This is a genomic window from Nonomuraea fastidiosa, from assembly GCF_042751225.1.
Classification (GTDB): Bacteria; Actinomycetota; Actinomycetes; order Streptosporangiales; family Streptosporangiaceae; genus Nonomuraea; species Nonomuraea fastidiosa.
The window spans coordinates 193908-212690 of record NZ_CP170570.1; the positions used below are offsets into that span (position 1 = coordinate 193908).

Genomic DNA, 18783 nt, shown 5'->3' on the forward strand with positions numbered 1-18783 from the left:
CGTGCCCGTACGGCGGGGTCAGCGCTGACCCGTCCCCGCCGCTGTTTTCACCCCTTTGTGTTTGGAGGCCGGCGTTGCCTGACGTCCTCATCATCCAGAACAGCAGGAGCGGCGGCCCCGGCCGCCTGGGCGACTGGCTGGCCGAGTCAGGGCTGCGGCTCGACGTGGTGCCCGCCCACGAGGGCGCCGCGCTCCCCCAGCGGCTGGAGCACGACGCCCTGATCATGCTCGGCGGCGGCTACCTGCCGGGCGACGACCACCGCGCGCCCTGGCTGGCGGACGCCCGCCGGCTCATGGGGCAGGCGCTGGCCGACGAGGTGCCGCTGTTCGGCATCTGCCTGGGCGGTCAGATGCTGGCCGAGGTGGCGGGCGGCGAGGTGACCGGCGACACCGGCCTGCCCGAGAACGGCAGCCTGCCCGTCACCATCCGCGCCGAGGCGGCCGAAGATCCGCTCTTTCACGGCCTGCCGCCCGTCGTGCCCGCCATCGAGCACCACAAGGACGCCGTGACCCGGCTGCCCGACGGCGCCGTCCATCTCGCCGAGACCGAGCGCTGCCCGTATCAGGCGTTCCGGGTGGGCGAGCGGGCGTGGGGCGTGCAGTTCCATCCGGAGGTGCTGCCCGAGCGCGTACGCCAGTGGCGGGCCGACGGGTTCGACCCCGAGGAGGTCTACGCGCAGGCCGTGGCCGACGAGCCGGTGTCCACGCCGGTCTGGCGGCGGGTGGCCGGACGCTTCGCCGCCCTGACCGCCGGCGCCGCGTCCTCCCCCGCCTCCGCCGGGCGGGCGTGACCCGCGGCCGGGCCAAGAGCTTCGCGCAGGCGTTGCTCAAGGAGCAGCCGCACCGGCCGCCTCCCGGTCAGGCGAGCGCGGCGGTGATGGCGCTCGCGGTGGCCCGCCAGATCGGGCTCTCGGGGTTGATCACGTCGAAGTGGTGGCCGGGCAGTTCCAGGTACGTCACGTCGTCGCCCGCCGCCCTGGCCGCCACCGCGTAGCGGCGGGAGAAGTCGACCAGGTCGAGATCGTCCTCCGCGCCCTGGACGACGAGCTGCGGCACGCCCAGGGGGACGCGCAGCAGCGGGGACGACGCGGCGTACCGGCCGGTGCCCGGCTCGTGCGACGGGTGGCCGAGGGCATGGGCGACGGCTCCGGCGCTGAGCCAGCGGCGGTCGCCCGCCTCGAGGTCGAGCACGCCCGCCAGCGACACCGCCAGGGCCACGCCCGCTCCGTCCGCCGCCGCCCGCAGCGCGAGCTGGCCTCCCGCCGAGTGCCCCGCCACGGCCACCCTGCTCAGGTCCATCTCCCCTCTCGCCGTGGTGTGGAGGGTGGACAGGGCGGTGGCGACGTCCTCGGTGGTGGCGTCCCAGCCGTGCAGGTCTGGGCGGCGGTACTCGACGTTCCAGACCGCGAAGCCGCGCTGGAGCAGGTCCGCGCAGAGCGGCTCCATGAGGTCGGCCGCCCAGATCGACCGCCAGTAACCGCCGTGAATCAACGTCACCACAGGGGGACCGGCCGCGCCTGGCGCGGGGTCCGGTAGGCAGTGGTGGCCGGACGCCGGCTTCACCGACCGGACCCCGGCACTCGGCCGGTCACCGGCATCTGACGCGGGGGCCGCCGGCCGGGTGCCGTGGGCCGATGGCTGCGGGAGGTAGAGGTCCGCCCACTGGTCGGGGGCGGGGCCGTAGGGGACGCGCAGGATGCCGGGGTGGCGCATGCGGTGCACGGCGTGGCGGATGCCCCACGCCAGCCCCTGGACGCCGCGCCCCTGAATGCGCCGGACGTGCGCCGGGGCGGTGTCCGTGCGTTCGATGTCCACCCACACCGTCACCGGCGGCTCGGGCACCCGGCCGGCGAGGGCGCGGTCGCCAGGGCCGGGCAGCACCACCGCGGTCTCGCGCTCCGCCAGCAGCGACCGCAGGTGGGCGGTGTCGCGGGCGTGGACGACGGCGCCCGTCACCTCCTGGGCGGCGAACTCGCGTTCGGCGATCTCGTCGAGCAGCCGCGCGTCGGCCTGGCACGCCACGGCCGACCACCACCAGGACCTCGCTCATGATCCCCGACCCTACAGAGGGCGGGCGACGGGATAGCTTAGGCGGGTGCGTGTGAAGCGGCTTCATCCGTGGCCGGCCGGCATCGCCGAGGCCGAGGCCATCCAGGACCGGCTGAGGTCCAGGGTCGAGCTGACCGGGCCGGACACGTTCACGCTGGTCGCGGGGCTCGACGTGCACTACAGGGGCGGCGACGCGCTGACGGCCGCCGTGGTCGTGCTGGACGCCGCCACGCTGGAGCCGGTCGAGCAGGTGGTGGCGCACGGGGAGGCGGCGTTTCCGTACGTGCCGGGCCTGTTCGCCTTCCGCGAGCTGCCCGCGCTCGTGACCGCGCTGGAACGGCTCACGACCACGCCCGACCTGCTGGTCTGCGACGGGTACGGACTCGCGCACCCGCGCGGCTTCGGCCTGGCGTGCCACCTGGGCGTGCTGACCGGGCTGCCGTCGCTCGGCGTGGGCAAGACGCCGTTCGTGGGCACGCACGAGCCGCCCGGGGAGGAGCGCGGCTCCTGGACGCCGATCGTGCACGAGGGCGCCGTGGTGGGGCGCGCCCTGCGTACGCGGCGGGGCGTCAAGCCGGTGTACGTGTCGCAGGGCCACCGCATCTCGCTGGACGTCGCCACCGAGCAGGTGCTCCACCTGGCCGCCCGCTACCGCCTGCCCGAACCGATCCGCCACGCCGACCACCTGGCCCGCCACCCCTGACGCCCCCGCCCACCGGTATCTGGCCAACCCCCTGACGCCCCGCCCATCGCTCCCTGGCCGACCCCGTGACGCCCCCGTCGGCCGTGACCCGCCCGGCTCGGCCAGGTGCGCCCGTACGGCCACCCGGGCCCGGTCCCCGTGCGGTCCGGGCGGCCGCGTCCCGGAAGGGTCAGCGGCGCCAGGACCAGACCACGAGCCAGATGCTGAGGCCGAACAGCGTCATTGCGAGCGGCACGTGCAGCGCCATCGCCCCGGAGCCGCCCGCCGCCGACTGGACGAACCCGAGCAGCAGCACCGCCGCGCTCGCCACCGCCGGCCACCCGGCGCCCCGCCCAGGCCGCCACAGCAGCACGCCCGCGACGAGCAGGGCCAGCCCCAGCAGGTGCACCGCGAACGACCCCAGGCCGTGCAGGTCCCCCGCTCCCCCGCTCATGAGCTGCCCGGCCGTCACCGCCTGGAGCAGCACGACGAGCGCGTTGAGCGCGGCGACGACCTTGAACGTGGTTGCGTACCCGCTCTTCTGTGCGACCTCGGTGACCACTCGACTTCTCCTTCTGACCGACCGCTGAACGAAGAACTTCAGCATCTCGGCGGGCGGCGCTGCGGGCATCCGCCGTACGTCGCGATCGCCTCTACACCACCGGTCGTACGCGCGGTCAGCCCCGGCCGTGCGCGCCCGACGCGGCCAGCGGCGGGAGTATCGCCTGGGCGTCGGCGCCGCCGAACCACAGGCCGATCACGAAAGCCGCCGTCGCCTCCAGCAGCATCGCCCGGTCGAGGCCGCCGCCGTCCACGGGGGTGCAGCCGAGGTCGGCGACCAGCGTGCGGGCGGCCGCCAGCGCCTCCTCGTCGTCGCCGCACAGCGGCACCGCAAGCGGCCGGCCGTCGAACACCGGCGGAGTCATCCGCCACACGTCCACGTGGCACAGGTTGAACGCCTTCACCACGTGCCCGCCGGTGACGTCGGCGATCAGCCTGGCGATCGGGCGGGTGGGGTCGTAGGCGTAGATGTCGGCGGTGTTGACGACGTCGATGAGCGGCTTGCCGCGCAGGGCCGTACCGGTGGCTCTGAGCGTGTCCAGCAGACCCGCCTCCCTGACCGCCACCATGACGACCTCGCCGAACGCGGCCGCCTCCCCGAACGACCCCGCCTCCACGCGCCCGGCTCCGGTCGCGAGGCTGTCGGGCGAGCCGCCCCGACGAGCGGGGGTGGTTGCGGCGATCCCGCGCTCGGCGGAAGCGACCGCCCCTTCAGCGGCGACGGCGCTCTCGGCGGCCGTCCGGTCGGCGGCGGCGGTCATGGTGGCGGCTCGTTCGGCGGTGCGTGCCGCGTCGCGGCCGCTGATCATCACCGCGTGCCCGGCACGTGCCCACTGCGTGCCCAGAGCGTCCGCCATGCCGCCCGCGCCCAGGATCCCGATCCTCATATGTCATGCCCTCCTGCCATGAGTCCCCGATGTGGGGCTTTACCGTTGAGGAGGACAGTAGGAAGCACGTTGCGCACCATTCGGTGCCTATCGGAGGCCCCCGTTGTTCCTCGCCGACTGCCAGGCCAGGCTGGCCTTCGACCTGCTGGGCAACACGTGGAACGCGGTCGTGCTGTGGGCGCTGCGGCACGGCCCGCGCCGGCCGGGGCAGTTGCGCGAGGAGATCGGCGGCATCAGGACCAAGGTGCTGACCGAGACGCTGCGCCGCCTGGAGTACAACGGCCTGGTGGCCCGCCACGCCTACGCAGAGGCCCCGCCCAGGGTCGAGTACGAGCTCACGCCGCTCGGCCGCTCCCTGCTGCCGCCGATCGAGGCGTTCGGCGAATGGGCGTTCGACCACGCCGACGAGGTGATGGCGGCGCAGGAGCGGATGGATGCCATGCGTTCTCGTGACGCGCCATAGACTCAGCGTTACCAATTGACTACTCTAAGTAGTCAGTTGGAGGATGTTCCACACCGTTACCCAGGAGGTTTCATGCGATTCGCTTTGCGCAGGGCAGCCGTCGCCGTGGCCGCCGCCGGCGGCTTCATGCTGGCGACCGCGCCCGCGTCGCACGCCGTCATCGACCCGGCCGTGGTGCTCGATTGCCTCACCGCTGCCACCGACGTCGGCGGGCTGCTCGACCCGGCCGCCCTGACGACCGAGCTCCCCCTCACGGGCTGCCTGGCGCCCTGACGCGACGCCGGCCAGGGACCACCCCTCGACACCGGCACTGACGGCACCGCACACCGTCCGGTCCCAGCCATCGAAGCGCAGCAGCAAGGAGTTCCGTTGAAGGTACGAGTCCTGACGGCCGCCACCGCCCTGGTGCTGGCGTCCGGTGTGCCCCCGATCCTCGTCGACACGCTCGGCGCGCTGGATCCCCCGCTCATTGAGATGCAGACCTTCATCCAGCACATCAACGTCCTGACGTCGTAGTGCGTCTCGCGCAAGTGCCCGTGGCCGGCGCCAAGGCCGGGGCCCACTCACCGGTCCGGCACGTCGGCTATGTGATGTTCCTCAGCCGATGGATCCAGGTGCCGCTCTACCTGGGGCTGATCGTGGCCCAGGTCGTCTACGTATGGCGCTTCATGGCGGAGCTGGTCCACCTGGTCCACCTGGGCTTCGGCGGCACGCCGCCGGAGACCACCGTGATGCTGATCGTCCTCGGTCTCGTGGACGTCGTGATGATCTCCAACCTGCTCATCATGGTCATCATCGGCGGCTACGAGACGTTCGTCTCCCGGTTGCGCATCGAGGGACACCCCGACCAGCCCCAGTGGCTCTCGCATGTGAACGCCAACGTGCTCAAGGTCAAGCTGGCCATGGCGATCATCGGCATCTCCTCGATCCACCTCCTGCAGATCTTCATCAACGCGGCCCGTCCGACCATCACCGACAGGGAGCTGATATGGAAAACGCTGATCCACCTGACCTTCGTCGTCTCGGCGCTCGCACTCGCCTGGATCGACCGCATCATGGCGGGTGGGCGTCCCCTTCAGGGCACCGGCAGCAGCGAGCAGCAGCCGGGGCAGGCATCGCAGGAGCGCAGGGCCGCCGCCTAACCCGGCGGCGCGGCACATGGCGCTGCCCGGAGAGGCGGTGGCCGTGGCAATGAGACTTCCCGGGCCGTCCCGCCTCGGCGCGCGCACCATCGTGACGCGCTCCGCCCGCCTCGGTGCCGCGGTCCTCAGGACGCGGGCCTCGGCGGCGCGGGTCCCCGGGCTGGTGGGCACGGGCGTGGCGATGGCGCTGCTCGGCGGCGCCCCCGCGTACGCGCTGCCGCAACCGGTGCAGCCGCCCGCGACCACCGTGCTTCCGCAGCCGGCCGGGCCGTCCGTGAACGCCGCGGCGCCGCAACCCGCCGCGCAGCCCGCGCCGCCCGCACAATCGCAACCCCCCGCGCAACCCGCGCCGGCCGCGCAGCCGCAACCCCCCGCGCAACCCGCGACCGCGGCGGAACCGGCACCCACCGCAGAGCCGCCCGCCGCAGAGCCGCCCGCCGCAGAGCCGCCTGAGCCCGCAGAGCCGGCCGCAGCCCGCCGAGCCCGCGCCGGCATCCGGCGCGACCCCGCTGATCGGCGACATCACCGTCTTCAATGACGAGATCGTCGAGCCGGTGTCGTTCCCGGTGACCACCTGTGGCGGGCTGGTGCCGGTGCTCAGCAAGTCCTCCGGGACCTGTCCCGGCGCGTCGCGGGTGTCCGACGACGACGCGTGACGCCGTGCGTGCCCGCCATCCGCGCGGGCGGGCACGCCGCATCCCCGGCCCCACGCGCCGGCGAACACGCCGCATCCACCGCCTCCACACGAACGGGCACGCCGCACCCCCCGGCCTGACAGGCGTACCGGCAGCGCACGCGGCCGGGGCAGCCGGTTCAGGGCAGAAGTGCCTCCAGTACGGCGGCGACACCGTCCTCATCGTTGGAGAGCGTGCGGCGAGGCGCCGCCGCCAGCACGAGCGGGTGCGCGTTGGCCATCGCGTAGCCCATGCCCGCGTACAGCAGCACCGCCAGGTCGTTGGGCATGTCGCCGAACGCCACGACCTCCCCCGCGCCGATCCCCCGCTCCCGGCAGAACCGGTCGAGCGTGGACGCCTTGTTCACCCCGGCGGCGCTGATCTCCAGCAGCCCCTCGGTTCCCGAGTACGTGACCTCCGCCAGATCCCCGACCTCGTCGGCGACGGCCTGGTACATCTCGTCCGCCGTGTGCGCGGGCGACATGGCGAGCAGCTTGACGATGGGCTGATCGGCGTCGAAGACCGAGGCGACCTCCCGATAGGCGGCGATGTCCTGGGCGACCCGCCGCGTGTAGGCGGCCTCGGCCAGCACGTTCGTGCCCGTCTCCACCGCCAGGCCGGCGCTGGGCAGCGCCCTGGCCAGGGCCTCGGCGACCTTGCGGGCCGTCTCGGGGGCGAGCGGGCTGCTGCCGACCACCTCGTCGGCGGCCAGGTCGTAGACGAGGGCGCCGTTGCTGCAGATGGCGGTGCCGTTCACACCCGCCTGCCGGGCGACCTCCCTGACGCCGCGCGGCGCCCGCGCGGTGACGAAGACGATCTCGGCGCCGGCGGCGCGGGCCGCCTGTAACGCCTTCCTGGTACGCGGGCTGACGGTGCCGTCGGAAGCGAGGAGCGTGCCGTCGAGGTCGGTGGCGACAATGCGCGGAAAGGGTGCGGAGGTCACAAACGTGATTTACCAAACTTGGCTTCCTAGATCACCCCGATCGCGGCCTGTTAGGGTACGCGCGTGTCATCCGCCACTCCCTCACCGCGGCCCTCGGCGGCGCGCCCCGACGACCGGCTCGCCTCGGCGTTCCGGTTCGCCGTCGAGCTGCTGGCGTGGGTCGCCACGCCGTGGGCGCTCGCCGCGTACTCGGTGCCGCTGGCGGTGCTCTCCGTGGTGGTGCTGATCGGGCTGCCCACGGTCTTCTCCACGCCAGGCGACAAGCGGCACGTGGTGGTCGCGGTGCCGGGCTGGGTGACGATCGCGCTGGTCGTGCTGCACATCGTGGCGGCCGTGGTGGCGGCGTGGACGGTCTGGCACGCCGTGGTGGCCGGGGTGGTCACCGTGCTCGGCGTGGTGACGGTGGTGCTGGAACTGCCGCGCTGGCGCTGGCTGCTCTCCCGCTGACCGCCCGTCCGAGGTCAGAGCGCGCCCTCCCAGGACAGCAGCCCCTCCTTGGCCTCGGGCGAGTCCGCCAGCGCCGCCCGTACCGTGGTCATCGCCCGCTCGACCGCCTCCAGCGAGTCCAGCCCGCTCACCTTGCGCTCGTGCTCCCACCCTTCGAGCCCGTCGATCCGGTACGGGCACGACCACTCGCCGGTGGGCTCCTCGTAGGGCAGGCCGATCGTCACCACGACCTCACGCGGCGGCTCGGTACGCAGCACCAGCACCCGTTGGGCGATCTCGTACATGTCTGTCGAACTACCCTCCGGGATGCGGCAGAAAGACTCGTGCGCCGCGGTGGTTAGGCAGCGGCCGGCTCCGTGCCTTAGGGTCGCCGGAGAGCCATCCGCGCCCGCGCCGTCCAGGGCCGCCGCCGACGCGGCCGTGAGGAAGTCGCAACATGAACGAGTCGTTCGGGACCCGCCTTCGAGCCAGGCTCGACGCCTACGGGCCACTGTGCGTGGGCATCGATCCCAGCCCCGCACTGCTGCACGCCTGGGGGCTCGACGACGCCCCGGCCGATCTTGAGCGGTTCAGCCGCACGGTGGTCGAGTCGGTCGCCGACGTGGCCGCCGTGGTCAAGCCGCAGTCGGCCTTCTTCGAGCGCTGGGGCAGCCGCGGCATCGCCGTTCTCGAGCGCACCATCGCCGACCTGCGCGCGGCGGGCATGCTGGTGCTGCTCGACGCCAAGCGCGGCGACATCGGCAGCACCATGGCCGCGTACGCGGAGGCGTACCTCGACCGGGGCAGCCCGCTGGCGGCCGACGCGGTGACGCTGAGCCCGTACCAGGGGTTCGGGTCGCTGGAGGGCGCGATCACGTCGGCGGTCGCCAACGACGCGGGCGTGTTCGTGGTGACCCGCACCTCCAACCCCGAGTCGGCCGGCTTCCAGCGGCCGGTGGCCGGGCAGGTGATCGAGGGCGCGGCCAAGGCGAACGCGGGCCACTCGCCGTTCGGGCCGGTCGGCCTGGTGATCGGGGCGACGCTCGGGCGGCTCGACCACCCGCTCGACGACCTCAACGGCCCCATCCTGGCCCCCGGCGTGGGCGCGCAGGGGGCGACGCCGGCCGACGTGGCACGGCTGTTCGGGCCGGTGCGCCACGCCGTCGTGCCGTCCGTCTCCCGTGCCGTGCTCGCCGACCCGGCGCGGCTGCGCGAGCGCGTGCTGCGCTACCGCGACGAATGCGCCGCCGCCCTGTCTCCCCAGACCGCCGCCCAGCCCTGACCCGCCTCAGACGCTCAGCCCTGACTCACCTCAGCGACGGCTGCTCAGCCCTGAGCGTCGCCCTGAGACCGTCGCTCAGCCCTGCGCGGACGCCTCAACAGCCGCTGGGCCCTGCGCGGGCGCCTCAACAGCCGCCGGGCCCTGCGCGGCGACGCTCCCAGCGCTCCTGGCCCGCGTGACCGCGGCCAGGACGGCCTGCACCGACGCCGTCAGCACCGAGGTGTCCTGGGCCGCGCCCCAGCGAGTGACGCCGCCCGCGCGCACCTCCACGTACGCGATGGCCCTGCCGCCCCTGCCGGGGTCGAGCGCGTGCTCGGCGTAGTGCAGGATGTCCACCTCGGTGCCGTCGGCGGCGAGCGCGGACGTCAGCGCGGCGAGCGGGCCGTTGCCGGTGCCGTGCAGGCGACGCCCGTCGGGCAGCGTCCCCTCGAACTCGTGCACGCCCGGCCCGGTCTCCACCGCCTTCCACTCCACCGGCGCGGCGCTCTCGCCCGGCGCGATGTAGGTGGCGTGGAACAGCTCCCACAGCTCCTCGGCGGTGATCTCCTCGCCGCTGCCGTCGGTGGCCCGCTGCACGACCGAGGAGAAGTCGATCTGCAGGCGGCGCGGCAGCTCCAGGCCGTAGCGGGTGTGCAGCAGGTACGCGATGCCGCCCTTGCCCGACTGGCTGTTGACGCGGATGACCGCCTGGTAGTCGCGGCCCACGTCGGCGGGGTCGATCGGCAGGTACGGCACGTCCCACGGCGCCTGCTCCGGCGGCACGCCCAGCTCGGCGGCGCGTTCGGCGTGGTGGGCCAGGCCCTTCTTGATGGCGTCCTGGTGGGTGCCGGAGAAGGCGGTGTAGACGAGGTCGCCCGCGTACGGGTGGCGGTCGGGCACCGGCAGCCGGTTGCAATGCTCGACCACCCTGCGGACCTCGTCGATGTCCGACAGGTCCACCATCGGGTCGACGCCCTGGGAGTGCAGGTTGAGCGCCAGCGTGACCAGGTCCACGTTGCCGGTGCGCTCGCCGTTGCCGAACAGGCAGCCCTCCACCCGCTGCGCCCCGGCGAGCACGGCCAGCTCGGCGCAGGCCACGCCGGTGCCGCGGTCGTTGTGCGGGTGGACCGACAGGATCACCGCGTCCCTGCGGTCGAGGTGGCGGTGCATGTACTCGATCTGGTCGGCGTACACGTTGGGTGTGGCGATCTCGACCGTGGCCGGCAGGTTGTGGATCACGGGGCGGTCGGGCGAGGCGTCCCACAGGGCGGTCAGGCTGTTGCAGACCTCCAGCACGTAGTCCGGTTCGGTGAGGTTGAACACCTCCGGCGAGAACTGGAAGCGGATGTCGCGGTCGCCGGCCAGGCGGGCGACGTGCTCGGCGGCGTCCCTGATCATGGCGTGCAGCTCGGCCCTGTCGTGGCCGAGCACGATCTCGCGCCAGGTGGGTGCGGTGGCCGTGTAGAGGTGGACGACCACGCGGGACATGCCCTCGATGGCGGCGAACGTGCGCTCGATCAGATCGCGCCGCGCCGCCGTGAACACCACCACGCTCACGTCGTCCGGCACGACGCCCGGCGTGGCGAGGTGGCGGACGAAGTCGAAGTCCATCTGGCTGGCCGAGGGGTAGCCGACCTCGATCTCCTTGTAGCCCATGCGGACGAGCAGGTCGAACATGCGGCGCTTGCGTGCCGGGTCCATCGGCTCGGCCAGCGCCTGGTTGCCGTCGCGCAGGTCCACCGGCACCCACAGGGGCGCCTCGGTGATGCGGCGCGCGGGCCAGGTGCGATCGGTCAGCGGCACCTCGACGCGCTCGTGGGCGGGGCGGTAGCGGTGGTATGGCATCGCGCTCGGACGCTGCCGGTTCCAGTCGTACATCATGTGTTCCTTCACGGTCGCTTCCTCGAGGACCGGCGGGCACCCTGACCACCGCGGCGGGGTGCCGGTCCGGTCAAGCCCCGCCGCGGCGGCCGAGAAGCAGCAGACCGTACGACGTCATGCCGGGTAGACTAACCACACCACAGGTCCTCAGACAACCTGAGAGGTTGGCGCCCATGCCGCTCGGCTCGATCCGCCCCAGCCCGCTCGTCGAGCAGGCCACCGAGCATCTGCGCGAGCAGATCACCCAGGGAGAGTGGCCGGTCGGCACCCGGCTGCCAGGGGAGAACGCGCTGGCCAAGACGCTCGGAGTGGGCCGCTCGACGGTGCGCGAGGCGCTGCGGGCGCTCGCCGGCGCGGGCCTGGTGCAGGCGCGGCAGGGCTCCGGCGTGTACGTGATCGCCGCCGAGCCGGCCGAGGACTGGCCGGCCCGGCTGCGGCGGGCCGCGATCACCGACGTGTACGAGGTCCGCGCCATCGTCGAGACCCAGGCGGCGCGGCTGGCGGCGCAGCGGCGTACCGAGGAGGACGTGGCGGCGCTGGAGGCGGCGCTGGCCGCCCGCGTCCGGGCGTCGGAGGGCGACGACGCGGCCTTCGTCGCGGCCGACATCGACCTGCACGCGGCGGTCGTGGCGGCGGCGCGCAACCCGGTCCTGTCGGACCTGTTCGCCGAGTTCGCGCCCGTACTGAAAGAGGGGCTGATCGACCTGGTCGAGATGCTGTCACTGCGCGAGCGCGACCCCAACACGGGTCACGGCACGCACGCGGCGCTGGTGGCCGCGATCAGGGACGGCGACGCGGACGCGGCGGGCACGATCCTGCAGAACGAGCTCGACCAGACCCTCGCCCGCCTCCACAGCCGCCGCCTCTGATCGATCGCCCGCTCCCGCCCCGGCCGAGCGGGCGGTCGCGTGCTGCCTCCGGCCGGGCGTGCGAAGGGCGGAGGGCCGCATGCGGCCTCCGGCCGGGCGTGCGGAGATCGGGCGGTCGCGTGCTGCCTGCGGCCGGGCGTGCGAAGGGCGGGTGACGCGGCTTCCCAGGGGGCCGCATCCCCAGGGGCCGCGTCCTTCGCCGTGCCGGAGCGGGCGCGCCCGCCGCGCGTACCGGTTCTGGTGCTGTCAGATGAGGGCCGCCTCGATGTCGCGGCGGGCCGGCATCGAGGTGCTCGCGCCCTCCCGCTGCACCGACAGCGCCGCCGCCACCGTCGCGAACTCCAGCGCGCGTGGCACCGGCATCCCCTCGGACCTGGCGACGGCGAGCGCGCCGACGAAGGTGTCACCCGCGGCGGTGGTGTCCACGGCGTTCACCTTCCTGGCGGGCACCCGGTGCCGCTCCCCCGAGCGCGAGCCGTAGAGGGCGCCCTCGGAGCCGAGCGTGATCACCGCCTCGGGCACCAGCTCAAGCAGCGCGTCGAGGGCCTCGCCGGGGCCGGTGACGCCGGTGATGGCGGCCGCCTCGTGCTCGTTGGGGACGATCGTGGTGACGGCCTCGAGCAGCTCGTCCGGCAGCGGCTGGGCGGGCGCCGGGGTGAGGTAGACGGGGACGGCGGACACCCGGGCCGCCTGGGCGGCGCCGACCACGGCTTCCATGGGGAGCTCGAGCTGGAGCAGCAGCGCCTGGGATCCGGCGATGGCGGCCAGGTCGCTCCCCGACGGCCCGGTGATCGTGCCGTTCGCGCCGGGGACGACGATGATCGAGTTGCCGCCGGAGTCGTCCACCACGATGTGCGCGATGCCGCTGGGCCCCGGCACCTGGCGCAGCCCGCGCACGTCGACCCCCGCATCGGCGAGCGTGGCGCGCATCTCGGCCCCGAAGGCGTCGTCGCCCACCGCGCCGAGGAACGCCACCTCACCGCCCGCCCGCGAAACGGCGATCGCCTGGTTGGCGCCCTTGCCGCCGGGCACGGTGCGGAAGCTGTGGCCGGTGACGGTCTCGCCACGCTTGGGGGCCCGGGAGACGTACGCGACGAGGTCCATGTTGGCGCTGCCGAATACCGAGATCATGGCTTCATCATCTCCTGTGTACGCGCGGCCAGCTCGGCGAGACTGACCCCGTCGAACCCGGTCAGGCTGCTGGCCAGGCTGTCGCGGATGCGCCAGCGCTCGGGCACGCCGCCGTTCAGCGCCCCCGCCACCGACCCCGCGGTGGCTCCCGCCGAGTCGGTGTCCCAGCCGCCGGCGACGGCGCCCGCGATGGTGGCGGTGAAGTCGCCGCGCGCGTGCACGAGGGTGGCGGCGATGAGCGCGGCGTTGTTGACGGTGTGCACCCAGTGCAGGTGGCCGTGGCGCTCGTGCAGGCGGTCGATGACGCGTTCGAAGTCGCTCTCGCGCTCGGCGTCGGCGACGGCGAGCGTGACGGCCTCGTGCAGCCGCGACCCGGCGGGGACCACGGACAGCCCGGCCCGCACGACCTCCTCGGCCGACGTGGCGACCAGGGAGGCGGCGCACATCGCGGCGGTGAACATGGCGCCGTAGACGCCGTTGGCGGTGTGGGTGAGGCGGGCGTCGCGCCAGGCGTACTCGGCGGCGGTGGCCGGGTCTCCGGGGTTGACCCAGCCGTACACGTCGGCCCTGATGAGCGCGCCGATCCACTCCCTGAACGGGTTGCGCCTGGTGGCGGTCTCCGGCGGCTCGACGCCGTCGAGGAGGTTGCGGTAGGCGACCCGCTCGGCGGTGAACGTGCGCCCTGCGGGCAGCTCGTCCAGCCAGAGCTTGGCCACGTCGTCGGTGGTGAAGCCGCGGCCGTGGCGTTCCAGCACCGACAGGGCGAGCAGCGGGTAGTTGAGGTCGTCGTCCTCGGGGATGCCGTCGATGTTCTCGGCGAGGGAGTTGACGGCGCTGCGGCGGTTCCACGGCCAGCGGCGGGCGACGTCCTCCGGCAGGCCCTTGCCGGTGAACCAGCCGGTGATGGGCCAGTTGCCGGTGGACTCGGCGATCTCCCTGATGCCTTCGCGCGGGATCTTCTCGACGGGCTTGCCGAGCACGCAGCCGGCGGCCCGGCCGAGCCAGGCGCCCAGCACGCGGTCCGGGTCCACCTCGGCGCTCCCCTGCCGGGGCGCGGGCCAGTCGGGGCAGGCGGCGACGATGGCGTCCCAGTCGGACGGCTCGCCGGGCGGCGCGGGCAGCGCGGCCAGCTCGTCCAGCAGCTCCTCGGCCAGGCCGCGCAGGCGGGCGGCGCCCGGCTCGGACGCTCCGGCGCGCGGCGGCGCGTCGTGGCCTCCGGCGGCGTGCCAGCGCGCGGCGATGTCGCGGGCGTCGCGGCCGTCCTCGGCGGCCTGGCGCAGCTCGTGCCCGATCAGGTCCTCGGGCTGGACCCAGGTGAGGCGGATCATGCGCGATCGAGCTCCGCGAAGGCGGCCTCGTGGGCGCGGCGGCGGGCCACATCGGCGGCGTGCAGGCGGCGCGCGACCTCGGCGATCGCCTTGCCGGGCGCCACCAGGTCGGTACGGCTGGCCGCACCGACCTGCTCGACCCACTCGGCCGGCACGCTGGACAGCCCGCCGAGCGCGCCCGCGATGGCCCCGCCCATGGAGGCGATGGAGTCGGCGTCGCGGCCGTAGTTGACGCCGCCGAGCACGGTGTCGCGGTAGTCGCCCTTGGCGATCACCAGGAAGGCGAGGGCCAGCGGCAGCTCTTCGATGCTGTGCACCCGGCTCGGCCGCCGCGCGCCGAGCCCCTGGTCGCGGTAGGTGTCGGCGACCGTGTCGAACGGCCGGATGGCCGCGCGCAGCGCCTCGAACGAGCCCTCCCAGTGGCCGAGGCCGGAGGCGGTCTCGCAGACGGCCTCGATGGCGGCCCTGGTGCCGTCCTTCGCCAGGCGCAGGCAGGTGCCGACCACGGAGTCGGCGGTGGCGCCAGGACGCATGGCCTCGGCGACGGCGGCGGCCATCACGCCGGCGGCCTCGCGGCCGTAGCTGGACTGGTGCGCGCCGGTCAGGTCGATGGCCTCGGCGTAGGCGGCGTCGGGGTCGGCGGCGTTGACGATGCCGACGGGGGCGACGTACATGGCGGCACCGCAGTTGACGATGTTGCCGACGCCGGCCTCGCGCGGGTCGGCGTGCCCGTAGTGCAGGCGGGCCACGATCCACTTCTCGGCCAGGAAGATCCGCTGCAGCGGCAGCGCCTCGTCCTCCAGCTCGGGGATCCAGCGCTTTTCGCCGATCAGCTCGGGCACGAGGTACTCGGCCACCGCGTACGCGTCCAGGTGCCGCCCGGCCTTCTCGTACACACGGATCAGCGCGTGCGTCATGAGGGTGTCGTCGGTGATGTGGCCGTCGCCCTTGTGGTACGGGGCGATGGGGCGGGCGTTGCGCCAGTCGGCGTTGAACGGCGGCACGATGCCCTCGACGCGGCCCCCGTAACGTTCCACGATCTGTTCGGCGGTCCAGCCCTCGGTGGCGCCGCCCAGCGCGTCACCGACCGCCGCCCCCGCCACGCAGCCAGTCGCCCTGTCCTCAAGCGGCGTCATGCGATTCCCTCCGAAAGTGTGTCCGCTAGTTCGATCAGATCCCGGCCCGCCAGGTCCGGCAGGCAGCAGCCGGTGAGCGTGCGGGCCGAGGCGATCCACCCCTCCGGGATCGCCTCCAGCCCGCCGCAGGCTCCGGTGAGCGCTCCGGTGAGCGCGGGCGCCGAGTCGGCGAGCGCGGCCAGGCAGGCCGCCGCCGGTACGGCGCGGGTGAGGTCGCCGCCCGCCGCCTCGGCCAGCGCCAGCGCGGCCGGCACGGTCTGCGCGGCGCCGACGCCGTAGCTGTAGACGTGGTCGAGCAGGGCGGCGTCCAGTGCGGGGACGGCGGCGAACGCGTCGCCCGCCTTGCGCGCGGCGGCCAGCGCGAGCCGGGCGTTGTGCCCGATCGCGGTGTCCTCGGGCAGCTCGGCCAGCGCCGCCTCGACCGCCCGTCCCACCTGGCCCGAGTCGACGGCCTCGGCCACGGCGGCGGCCATCGCGCGGGCGGCGAGCACGCCGTCGTAGGCGTTCGTCACCTGGGCGTCGGGCGTGGGGTCGCGGCGCAGCACCCCGTACGCGACCGCCCTGACGGCGGCGGCGTCGTCGAAGTGGTGCGGGTTGTCGTGCCCGGACGCGGGCGGCGCGATCCCCTTGGCCAGGTTGTCCAGCGCCGTCGCGACGGAGATGCGGGCCCTGATGCTCTCCGGGCCGGTGCCGGGACGTAGCGGCACCAGCTCCGCGTACGCCTCCGCGCGGGGCCGGTCGATGGTCAGCACCGTCCAGGCCAGCCACTCGGCGTCGTCCGACGGGCCGAGGCGCAGCGGCGCGACCGGCTGGTTGAGCGCGAACGGCACCGGCAGCGTGGTGACGCGGTGCTCCTCGGCGAACGCGTCCAGCTCGCGGTGCAGGCGGCGGCTCCAGGGCGCGTGCAGGGCCGCGCGGTGCCGGGTCGCGGGCCAGCCCGCGGCGTCACCGGCGGCGAGCCCGGCGAAGGCTCCCCTGATTCTGTCCCCCGACATATCGATCTACAGTCCTTCCGCCGGCGCGTCGGCTCCGGCCGTTTTGCCGGCTTCGGCGGGCTTTCCGGCTTCGGCGGGAGCGCCGGCCTGTCCGCCGCCCTCCGCCAGCCGGTCGGCCAGCTCGTCGGCGACGTCCAGTACGTGCCGTCCGGCCACCACGGGCAGGCATTTGCCGGTCACGGGCCCGATCCTGGCGGCCCAGCGGGACGGCACGCCGCTCTCTCCCTGGGAGGCTCCGGCCAGCGCGCCGGCGATGGCGCCGATGGTGTCGGCGTCCCTGCCGAGGCCGACACCGTACGTGACGGCCGCCTCGACCTCGCCGTCCCCGGCGAGGAACGCGGCCATGGCCAGCGCCACGGCCTCGGGCGCGACGTCGGTCCAGGGGTAGTGCTTGACGACGACGGCCTCGTGCAGCGCGGCGGGGTCTCCGGCCTTGAGCGCTTCGCGCGCTCTGCTGATGTTGCGCGCGGTCCACGAGTCGGCCGGGACGACCGACAGCGCCGCGTCCACGACCTCCTGCGGTGCGGCGCCGCCCATGGCGGCGGCCACGGCTCCGGCGACCGCACGGCCGCCGGTGATGCCCTCACCCGACGCGCTGACCAGGCCGTCCTGCTCCACCAGCCGGGCCGCCTCGGCCGGGTCGCCCGGGCAGAAGATCCCGTACGGGGCCGCGCGCATGGCCAGCCCGTCGGACCAGCCGTGGTTGTGCACCAGCCCGGTCAGCGGCGGTTCCAGCCCGCGGCGAAGCGCTTCGACGGTGCCCAGCTCGGAGAAGCCGGCTCCGCGCATGGGGCCCGTCACGCTGGGGATCACCTCGGCCCGGTAGGCCGCCGCCACGTCGGCCGCGGTGAGCGTGTGGCCGTGGCGGACCAGCAGGGAGGCCGCGTAGATGGCGTACTCGGTGTCGTCGGTGCCGCCGCCCTCGATCTCGGTGAGCCGTCCCCACCTGCGGCGGATCTCCTCCGGGGTCAGGTTCTCGGCAGGGGCGCCGAGGGCGTCGCCGGCCGCCAGGCCGAGCAGGCACCCCCGGGCCCTGTCGCGTGGTGACGTCACCGGTAGTACCGCTCCAGCACCTTGTTGCCGTCCTCGACCAGCCGCTTGGCCGCCTCGTCGATGGTGATCTTATTGGCGAAGTACTCCTGCAGCGCCGGGGTGGCCACCTTGGTCTTCCACTCGTCGAAGCCGTTCACCTTGAGGAACGGCGCCACGACGAGGTTCTTGGCCGAGGCGGTCGCCACGTCCCAGCCGTTCTCCTTCGTGGTGATGGCCGGGTCGGAGGCGGCCTTCTGTGAGGTCGGCAGCAGCCAGTCGCCCTTGGCGAGCTTGGCCTGGTTCTCGGCGTTGAGGAAGTACGCGATGAACTGCATCGCCTCGTCGGGGTGCTTGCTGTCCTGCGCGATCGACAGCGTCTGCGATACCGCGCCCTGCTCGGCGGTGGTGCCCTTGGGGGCGGGCAGCGTGACCCACTCGAAGCCGTCGGGAGCCTGCTCGGCCACCTGCTGGCGCAGGTAGACGCCGGTCGGCAGCATCGCGAACTTGCCCTGGTAGAAGGCGGGCAGCGGGTCGGCGGTGCCCTGGCCGAGCGCGGCCGGGTCGGCCGACTTGTCCTTGTAGAGCTGGTCGTGGATGCGCTGGAGCACCTCGCGCTCCTCGGGGCCGACCTTGACGGTGGTCTTGCCGTCGGTGGTCTGGAAGAACGTGCCGCCGAAGTTGAGCGCCAGGTTGAGCGTCTTGTTGACCGGCGACTTCATCGGCCAGGCGACGCCGTACGTGCCGCCCTTGGTCATCTTCTTGGCCGCCTCGGAGAACTCGTCCCACGACCACGGGTCGTCCGGGGTGGGGATGCGGACCTTGGCGGCGTCGAGCAGCTTCTTGTTGGCGATGATGACCTGCGACTCCTGCAGGAACGGCACGCCGTAGACGCCCTGGCCGCCCTGCCCGTCGTCGAAGGTGACGGTGTCCCAGGCCGTCTGCGGGATGTCGTTCTTCAGCTCGGCGGGCAGCTTGTCCTTCAGGTCCAGCAGGTAGCCGTCGGAGGCGAAGCCGGCCAGCGCGGGCGAGTCGTTGTGGATGACGTCGGGGGCGGTGCCGCCGGAGAACTGGGTGACGAGCTGGTCGTTGACGTTGTCCCAGCTGCCCTGGACGTAGGTCACCTGGATGTCCGGGTGAGCCTTGTTCCACTCCTCCACGATCTGCTTGTTGGCGGCCACCGACTCCTTCTGCCACGCCAGGCTGAGGAAATCGATCTTGACCGGCTCGCCGGGGGCGGACGACTCGCCGCCTCCCCCGCCGCACGCGGCGGCCAGCGTGAGGACCGCCGCCACCGCCAGAGCGGACTTGATACGCATGTGAGCC

At 73.8% G+C, this 18783-nt stretch carries 21 protein-coding genes; 9 read left to right on the forward strand and 12 right to left on the reverse strand.

Annotated elements, in window-relative coordinates; translation table 11 throughout:
- Positions 1-74 precede the first annotated feature (74 nt).
- Complete coding sequence (locus ACFMQL_RS00870; RefSeq protein WP_364066195.1) at positions 75-791, forward strand: type 1 glutamine amidotransferase; 717 nt, start codon at positions 75-77, stop codon at positions 789-791.
- Positions 792-858: 67 nt separating this feature from the next.
- Here ACFMQL_RS00870 and ACFMQL_RS00875 read toward each other — a convergent pair whose 3' ends face one another.
- Positions 859-2022: an alpha/beta hydrolase gene (locus ACFMQL_RS00875; RefSeq protein ID WP_378784148.1), complete on the reverse strand. Its 1164-nt coding sequence runs from the start codon at positions 2020-2022 to the stop codon at positions 859-861.
- A gap of 73 nt (positions 2023-2095) precedes the next feature.
- On the opposite strand from ACFMQL_RS00875, the gene nfi reads away from it, so the two are divergent.
- Positions 2096-2752 carry a deoxyribonuclease V gene (nfi, locus tag ACFMQL_RS00880; protein WP_364066201.1) on the forward strand — a complete coding sequence of 219 codons (657 nt, stop codon included), beginning with the start codon at positions 2096-2098 and terminating at the stop codon, positions 2750-2752.
- A gap of 169 nt (positions 2753-2921) precedes the next feature.
- Here nfi and ACFMQL_RS00885 read toward each other — a convergent pair whose 3' ends face one another.
- Positions 2922-3293 carry a hypothetical protein gene (locus ACFMQL_RS00885; protein WP_364066204.1) on the reverse strand — a complete coding sequence of 124 codons (372 nt, stop codon included), beginning with the start codon at positions 3291-3293 and terminating at the stop codon, positions 2922-2924.
- A gap of 115 nt (positions 3294-3408) precedes the next feature.
- Positions 3409-4179 (reverse strand): NADPH-dependent F420 reductase, encoded by a 771-nt coding sequence (locus tag ACFMQL_RS00890; protein ID WP_378784151.1) that lies wholly within the window; start codon positions 4177-4179, stop codon positions 3409-3411.
- A 103-nt stretch (positions 4180-4282) separates the two neighbouring features.
- Between ACFMQL_RS00890 and ACFMQL_RS00895 the strand changes: the two genes are divergently transcribed.
- The 4 genes from ACFMQL_RS00895 to ACFMQL_RS00910 all read left to right on the forward strand — a co-directional run bounded on the left by ACFMQL_RS00895 (position 4283) and on the right by ACFMQL_RS00910 (position 5784).
- A complete protein-coding gene (locus ACFMQL_RS00895; RefSeq protein ID WP_364066210.1) occupies positions 4283-4642 on the forward strand; it encodes a helix-turn-helix domain-containing protein in 360 nt (119 codons plus the stop codon).
- Positions 4643-4714: 72 nt separating this feature from the next.
- Positions 4715-4915, forward strand: a complete 201-nt coding sequence (locus ACFMQL_RS00900; RefSeq protein ID WP_364066213.1) for a hypothetical protein — start codon at positions 4715-4717, stop codon at positions 4913-4915.
- Between the two features lie 96 nt (positions 4916-5011).
- Positions 5012-5158 carry a hypothetical protein gene (locus tag ACFMQL_RS00905; protein WP_364066215.1) on the forward strand — a complete coding sequence of 49 codons (147 nt, stop codon included), beginning with the start codon at positions 5012-5014 and terminating at the stop codon, positions 5156-5158.
- Positions 5158-5784, forward strand: a complete 627-nt coding sequence (locus ACFMQL_RS00910; RefSeq protein WP_364066218.1) for a TIGR00645 family protein — start codon at positions 5158-5160, stop codon at positions 5782-5784. Before ACFMQL_RS00905 ends, ACFMQL_RS00910 begins: the two co-directional genes overlap by 1 nt.
- Positions 5785-6597: 813 nt before the next feature.
- Here the strand turns inward: ACFMQL_RS00910 and ACFMQL_RS00915 are convergent.
- Entirely contained in the window at positions 6598-7401 is an 804-nt protein-coding gene (locus ACFMQL_RS00915) for a Cof-type HAD-IIB family hydrolase (RefSeq protein ID WP_378784154.1), read from the reverse strand.
- Between the two features lie 63 nt (positions 7402-7464).
- Between ACFMQL_RS00915 and ACFMQL_RS00920 the strand changes: the two genes are divergently transcribed.
- Positions 7465-7848 carry a hypothetical protein gene (locus ACFMQL_RS00920; protein WP_364066227.1) on the forward strand — a complete coding sequence of 128 codons (384 nt, stop codon included), beginning with the start codon at positions 7465-7467 and terminating at the stop codon, positions 7846-7848.
- 14 nt (positions 7849-7862) lie between these two features.
- Here the strand turns inward: ACFMQL_RS00920 and ACFMQL_RS00925 are convergent, their stop codons facing one another.
- Positions 7863-8132: a DUF6968 family protein gene (locus tag ACFMQL_RS00925; RefSeq protein WP_364066230.1), complete on the reverse strand. Its 270-nt coding sequence runs from the start codon at positions 8130-8132 to the stop codon at positions 7863-7865.
- 152 nt (positions 8133-8284) lie between these two features.
- Here ACFMQL_RS00925 and pyrF point away from each other — a divergent pair, with 152 nt between their 5' ends.
- Complete coding sequence (gene pyrF / locus ACFMQL_RS00930) at positions 8285-9109, forward strand: orotidine-5'-phosphate decarboxylase (RefSeq protein ID WP_364066233.1); 825 nt, start codon at positions 8285-8287, stop codon at positions 9107-9109.
- Between the two features lie 75 nt (positions 9110-9184).
- Here the strand turns inward: pyrF and leuA are convergent, their stop codons facing one another.
- Positions 9185-10933 (reverse strand): 2-isopropylmalate synthase, encoded by a 1749-nt coding sequence (leuA, locus tag ACFMQL_RS00935; protein WP_364066701.1) that lies wholly within the window; start codon positions 10931-10933, stop codon positions 9185-9187.
- Between the two features lie 209 nt (positions 10934-11142).
- Between leuA and ACFMQL_RS00940 the strand changes: the two genes are divergently transcribed.
- The gene (locus tag ACFMQL_RS00940; protein WP_364066236.1) at positions 11143-11838 is read left to right on the forward strand and encodes a FadR/GntR family transcriptional regulator; all 696 of its coding nucleotides are present in this window, start codon (positions 11143-11145) and stop codon (positions 11836-11838) included.
- Positions 11839-12084: 246 nt separating this feature from the next.
- Here the strand turns inward: ACFMQL_RS00940 and rbsK are convergent, their stop codons facing one another.
- Genes rbsK through ACFMQL_RS00970 form a run of 6 tightly spaced genes read right to left on the reverse strand, consistent with a single transcriptional unit; the run spans position 12085 to position 18776 of the window.
- Positions 12085-12969 carry a ribokinase gene (rbsK, locus tag ACFMQL_RS00945; RefSeq protein ID WP_378784158.1) on the reverse strand — a complete coding sequence of 295 codons (885 nt, stop codon included), beginning with the start codon at positions 12967-12969 and terminating at the stop codon, positions 12085-12087.
- Entirely contained in the window at positions 12966-14297 is a 1332-nt protein-coding gene (locus tag ACFMQL_RS00950) for an ADP-ribosylglycohydrolase family protein (protein WP_364066242.1), read from the reverse strand. The genes rbsK and ACFMQL_RS00950 overlap by 4 nt, the downstream gene beginning before the upstream one ends.
- Positions 14294-15433, reverse strand: coding sequence for an ADP-ribosylglycohydrolase family protein (locus tag ACFMQL_RS00955; protein ID WP_378784160.1), 1140 nt, complete (start codon positions 15431-15433; stop codon positions 14294-14296). The genes ACFMQL_RS00950 and ACFMQL_RS00955 overlap by 4 nt, the downstream gene beginning before the upstream one ends.
- Positions 15430-16428, reverse strand: coding sequence for an ADP-ribosylglycohydrolase family protein (locus ACFMQL_RS00960; protein ID WP_378784162.1), 999 nt, complete (start codon positions 16426-16428; stop codon positions 15430-15432). Before ACFMQL_RS00960 ends, ACFMQL_RS00955 begins: the two co-directional genes overlap by 4 nt.
- A gap of 6 nt (positions 16429-16434) precedes the next feature.
- The gene (locus tag ACFMQL_RS00965) at positions 16435-17481 is read right to left on the reverse strand and encodes an ADP-ribosylglycohydrolase family protein (protein WP_378784165.1); all 1047 of its coding nucleotides are present in this window, start codon (positions 17479-17481) and stop codon (positions 16435-16437) included.
- On the reverse strand, positions 17478-18776 hold the full coding sequence (locus tag ACFMQL_RS00970) for a sugar ABC transporter substrate-binding protein (RefSeq protein ID WP_364066252.1): 1299 nt from the start codon (positions 18774-18776) through the stop codon (positions 17478-17480). The genes ACFMQL_RS00965 and ACFMQL_RS00970 overlap by 4 nt, the downstream gene beginning before the upstream one ends.
- Between the last annotated feature and the right edge of the window lie 7 nt (positions 18777-18783).

What these genes read in the sequence shown, in the direction of transcription:
- leuA (WP_364066701.1), bottom strand. Translation starts at nt 10,933, where the DNA reads ATGCCATACCACCGCTACCGCCCCGCCCACGAGCGCGTCGAGGTGCCG.
- ACFMQL_RS00890 (WP_378784151.1), bottom strand. Translation starts at nt 4,179, where the DNA reads ATGAGGATCGGGATCCTGGGCGCGGGCGGCATGGCGGACGCTCTGGGC.
- ACFMQL_RS00950 (WP_364066242.1), bottom strand. Translation starts at nt 14,297, where the DNA reads ATGATCCGCCTCACCTGGGTCCAGCCCGAGGACCTGATCGGGCACGAG.
- ACFMQL_RS00925 (WP_364066230.1), bottom strand. Translation starts at nt 8,132, where the DNA reads ATGTACGAGATCGCCCAACGGGTGCTGGTGCTGCGTACCGAGCCGCCG.
- ACFMQL_RS00960 (WP_378784162.1), bottom strand. Translation starts at nt 16,428, where the DNA reads ATGTCGGGGGACAGAATCAGGGGAGCCTTCGCCGGGCTCGCCGCCGGT.
- ACFMQL_RS00955 (WP_378784160.1), bottom strand. Translation starts at nt 15,433, where the DNA reads ATGACGCCGCTTGAGGACAGGGCGACTGGCTGCGTGGCGGGGGCGGCG.
- pyrF (WP_364066233.1), top strand. Translation starts at nt 8,285, where the DNA reads ATGAACGAGTCGTTCGGGACCCGCCTTCGAGCCAGGCTCGACGCCTAC.
- ACFMQL_RS00940 (WP_364066236.1), top strand. Translation starts at nt 11,143, where the DNA reads ATGCCGCTCGGCTCGATCCGCCCCAGCCCGCTCGTCGAGCAGGCCACC.
- ACFMQL_RS00900 (WP_364066213.1), top strand. Translation starts at nt 4,715, where the DNA reads ATGCGATTCGCTTTGCGCAGGGCAGCCGTCGCCGTGGCCGCCGCCGGC.
- ACFMQL_RS00970 (WP_364066252.1), bottom strand. Translation starts at nt 18,776, where the DNA reads ATGCGTATCAAGTCCGCTCTGGCGGTGGCGGCGGTCCTCACGCTGGCC.
- rbsK (WP_378784158.1), bottom strand. Translation starts at nt 12,969, where the DNA reads ATGATCTCGGTATTCGGCAGCGCCAACATGGACCTCGTCGCGTACGTC.